This is a genomic window from Stenotrophomonas pictorum JCM 9942 (assembly GCF_001310775.1).
In the GTDB taxonomy this organism is placed as follows: domain Bacteria; phylum Pseudomonadota; class Gammaproteobacteria; order Xanthomonadales; family Xanthomonadaceae; genus Stenotrophomonas; species Stenotrophomonas pictorum.
Genome location: NZ_BAZI01000291.1, coordinates 1 through 3,376, shown reverse-complemented (window position 1 = coordinate 3,376; position 3,376 = coordinate 1). Strand labels below are relative to the sequence as shown.

Sequence of the window (3,376 nt, the reverse complement as noted above, 5' to 3'; positions counted from 1 at the left end):
CTGCTGGGCCAGACGCTGCTCGAGCGCGTCGACCAGCGCCGGCAGGCGGTCGCGGTCGCCGGTGATGTCCAGCTTGCCCGTGCGCCAGTAGCCACCCGGAACCGGCGCGGTGGCGGTGAACGGCCGCATGGCCAACAGGCGGGACAACAGCAGCGACAGCGGCTTCATGGCGGGGGACAACGGCTGGGGGCGTACATGATCGCAGATGCGGCGCAGCTGCTGAGACCGGGATGGCTACACTTTCCGCCATGCATACTGAAACTCTGATCCTGGCCAGCCTGCTGGTCGCCGTCATCGTCCTTCTGGTGTTCCTGTTCCGTCGTACTGGCGGTGCGGGACAAACGGAGGCACTCAATCGCGAACTGGATGGCCAACGCCAACGCACGACCGCCGCCGCGGTGGAAGCGGGGCAGCTGCGGGGCCGCCTGGAGTCGTTGGTCGCAGAGCTTGATCACGAACGCAGCCAACAGGCCGAGCAGCAACGCTCGCTGTCGGTGTTGAGCCAACGCATCGAGCGCGAAGCGGCGACGGTGGCGGAGCTGGAGGCCAAGTTGTTCGAGCGCGATCAGGCGCTTGCTGATGCACGTGGCCAAAGCGCGGAGCTTATGGCCGCTGCGGAGCGGCAGCGCGATGTGCTGCAGAAAGTACAAACCGAAAACTCGCGCCTGCATGCCGAGCTGCTGCATGCGCGCCAGGCACAGGAGGAACTGCGTAGCTGGGTGGGTTCGGCAAAGGAAAACCTCTCCAGCGCGTTCACTGAACTGGCCGGCAAGGTGTTCGAGGAGCGCGGTCAGCAGTTTGAAAAGAACGTGCGTGTGGCCACGGGACAATCGCGCGTTGACCTTGAATCCATGCTCAAGCCGTTCTCGGAAAAACTCAGCGAATTCCGCCAGCGTGTGGACACGCTGTACAACGACGAAGCCCGTGAACGCGCCAGCCTGCTCGGTGCGGTGGGCGAGCTCAAGACCCTGAACCAGGACATGGCGCAGCAGGCCGCCGCGCTCACCAGCGCGCTCAAGGGCAGCGCAAAGGTACGCGGCGACTGGGGCGAGCTGATGCTCGACAACGTGCTGCGTGGTTCTGGACTGGAAGAAGGCGTGCACTACGAGCGGCAAGCCCACGTCACCAATGACGATGGCGACAGCTTGCGCCCGGACGTGGTGGTGCGTTTTCCGGACCAGCGCAGTGTCGTGATCGACAGCAAGGTCAACCTGATCGCATGGCAGGAAGCGATGAACTCAGGCTCTCCGGAGCAGCAGGAAGATGCGTTGCGTCGCCACGCCGTGGCGCTGCGCCAGCACGTCAAGGATCTGGGCGACAAGAACTACCCCAAGGCGCTGGGCGGTGATGCGCTGGATGTGACCATCGCCTTCGTTCCGATCGAGGGCGCGCTGTCTGCGGCACTGGGTGCGGATATGGATCTGCAATCCTTCGCCTTCGACCGCCGTGTGGTGTTTGCTTCACCCAACACCTTGATGGCGCTGCTGCGGGTAACCGAACGCCTGTGGACGCGCGACAAGGTCCAGCGGCAGGCACTGGAAATCAGCGATACCGGCGGCAAGGTGTTGGATGCGATGGTCGCCTTCCTGGCCGATTTCGACGCGGTGGGCAAAAAACTGGACGAGGCCAATCAGTCCTTCGCCAAGGCACGCAACCGGCTCACCGATTCTCCGCAATCACTGTCCAACCGCGCACGGCGCCTGGCCGAACTGGGCGCCAAGGCCAAGAAGGCACTGCCACCGGAACTGCAGCCAGACACCATCCGCAGTCTGGCTGACGATGCCGACCAATCTGCTGACTGAGTAGCTGTTGTGCACAGCCCGGTCACATTGAGGCGGCCCGGGCCATCCGGGGGCGGCGGTGATGAAAATGAAAAACAGAGTGTTGATACCAGCGGCACGCAACGGACCGGTTGCCGATCTATGCTTGCGCTCCCCTCCCGATCAGGAACCGCTATGACCGCTTCCGTGTATGACATCCCGCTGACCACCATCGACGGCGCTCCGGCCTCGCTGGGCGACTACCGCGGCAAGGTGCTGCTGGTGGTCAATACCGCCTCCAAGTGCGGCCTGACCCCGCAGTACGAAGGCCTGGAAAAGCTCTATCGCGAAAAGAAGGACGCCGGACTGGAAGTGCTGGGTTTCCCGGCCAACAACTTCAACGGGCAGGAGCCGGGCAGCGAGGAGGAGATCAAGCAGTTCTGCGCGCTGACCTATGACGTGAGTTTTCCGATGTTCGCCAAGATCAACGTCGCCGGTGCCGACGTGCATCCGCTGTACCGTCAGCTCATCGCGGCCCAGCCGGTGGCGACCGGCGAAGGCCCGATGCGCGAGAAGCTGCTCGGCTTCAATATCGAACCCAATCCGGCACCGGGCATCCTGTGGAACTTCGAGAAGTTCCTGATCGGCAAGGACGGCAAGGTGATCGGCCGCTTCGCGCCGGATACCGCCGCCGATGATGCCGGCCTGCGCCAGGCCATCGACGCGGCCCTGGCGGCCTGATCAGGCCGCGGCTTCGGCAAAAAGCACAAAAAAAGCCCGGGAATACCGGGCTTTTTTGTTCTGGCGTTGCCGGTCAGTTGCCCCAGTCGGGCATCGGCATGGCGTCGACCGGGATGGTCGGCTGCTCTTCGTCATCGCGCTGCCGGGCACCACGCAGATCCTTCTCGATCTGGTAGTTGCGGCGTTGCAGCCACGCATCGCGGGTAAGGGCGTACTCGTCCACCGCGGTATCGCGCAGCGCGTCCACCGCCATCAACTGCACGCGCATGTCCACCAGCTGCAGGCCCTGCAGGCCGATGCGGACCTTGTCCGACTCGATCGTGCGCACCGGTGAGAGGGGAATATCGCCGGCCATGCCGAACACGTCGCGCACGGTGCGCGGACCGAAGAACGGCAGCTCCACATAGCGTGAGCCACGCCAGCCCCAGGCCCCCAGGGTCTGGCCGAAATCCTCGCTGCGGCGCGGCACCATCGCCTTGCTGGCCGGATCGAACAGACCGCCGATGCCGAACGTGGAGTTCATCAAGAAGCGGCCCAGCGTGTCCCAGGCATCGTCCGGGTGACCCTGCAGCAGCTGGTTGACCAGGGTCAGCGGCGAGCGCAGGTTGCTGAAGAAATTGGTCACGCCGGTGCGCGCGAAACGGGGCACCACGTTGACGTAGGCGGTGGCGATCGGCCGCGCCACCGCACGGTCCACCACCATGTTGAAGTGGTGCACCTTGCGGTTGTACTTCTCCCACGGGTCGTAGCTGGAGCGGGCGTTGCCGCCCGCCCCGGACTCGGCCGGCGCACCGGGAGCAGGACCACCGTACAGCGCCGCGAAATCGTCCTCGGCATCGGTAGGGGCGGCGGTCTGGCCGGTACCGGTGTCCGCC

At 64.8% G+C, this 3,376-nt stretch carries 4 protein-coding genes; 2 read left to right on the top strand and 2 right to left on the bottom strand.

Going from position 1 to position 3,376, the window contains the following annotated elements; all coding sequences use genetic code 11:
* The coding region (locus JCM9942_RS19140) for a hypothetical protein (protein ID WP_218185489.1) at window positions 1-180 on the bottom strand (180 nt) is incomplete at its 3' end.
* Between the two features lie 68 nt (window positions 181-248).
* On the opposite strand from JCM9942_RS19140, the gene JCM9942_RS12585 reads away from it, so the two are divergent.
* A complete protein-coding gene (locus tag JCM9942_RS12585) occupies window positions 249-1,802 on the top strand; it encodes a DNA recombination protein RmuC (protein WP_054660075.1) in 1,554 nt (517 codons plus the stop codon).
* 153 nt (window positions 1,803-1,955) lie between these two features.
* Window positions 1,956-2,501 carry a glutathione peroxidase gene (locus JCM9942_RS12580; RefSeq protein ID WP_054660073.1) on the top strand — a complete coding sequence of 182 codons (546 nt, stop codon included), beginning with the start codon at window positions 1,956-1,958 and terminating at the stop codon, window positions 2,499-2,501.
* Window positions 2,502-2,574: 73 nt separating this feature from the next.
* On the opposite strand, the gene JCM9942_RS12575 is transcribed toward JCM9942_RS12580, so the two are convergent.
* Window positions 2,575-3,376 (bottom strand): MlaA family lipoprotein (locus JCM9942_RS12575; RefSeq protein WP_054660071.1); only part of this gene is annotated, 802 nt, incomplete at its 5' end.